Here is a 543-nt window from a genome sequence, read left to right on the forward strand (position 1 = left end):
AGGGAAACCGAGTCTTAATTGGGCGTTAAGTTGCAGGGTATAGACCCGAAACCCGGTGATCTAGCCATGGGCAGGTTGAAGGTTGGGTAACACTAACTGGAGGACCGAACCGACTAATGTTGAAAAATTAGCGGATGACCTGTGGCTGGGGGTGAAAGGCCAATCAAACCGGGAGATAGCTGGTTCTCCCCGAAAGCTATTTAGGTAGCGCCTCGTGAATTCATCTCCGGGGGTAGAGCACTGTTTCGGCTAGGGGGCCATCCCGGCTTACCAACCCGATGCAAACTGCGAATACCGGAGAATGTTATCACGGGAGACACACGGCGGGTGCTAACGTCCGTCGTGAAGAGGGAAACAACCCAGACCGCCAGCTAAGGTCCCAAAGTCATGGTTAAGTGGGAAACGATGTGGGAAGGCCCAGACAGCCAGGATGTTGGCTTAGAAGCAGCCATCATTTAAAGAAAGCGTAATAGCTCACTGGTCGAGTCGGCCTGCGCGGAAGATGTAACGGGGCTAAACCATGCACCGAAGCTGCGGCAGCGA

General features: G+C 54.0%; 1 rRNA gene. It reads left to right on the top strand.

The window, feature by feature from the left end:
* Window positions 1-543, top strand: a 23S ribosomal RNA gene (locus tag NA986_RS24310); the annotation flags it as partial.

It is taken from the genome of Salmonella sp. NW177, from assembly GCF_051811585.1.
Lineage (GTDB): Bacteria > Pseudomonadota > Gammaproteobacteria > Enterobacterales > Enterobacteriaceae > Salmonella > Salmonella enterica.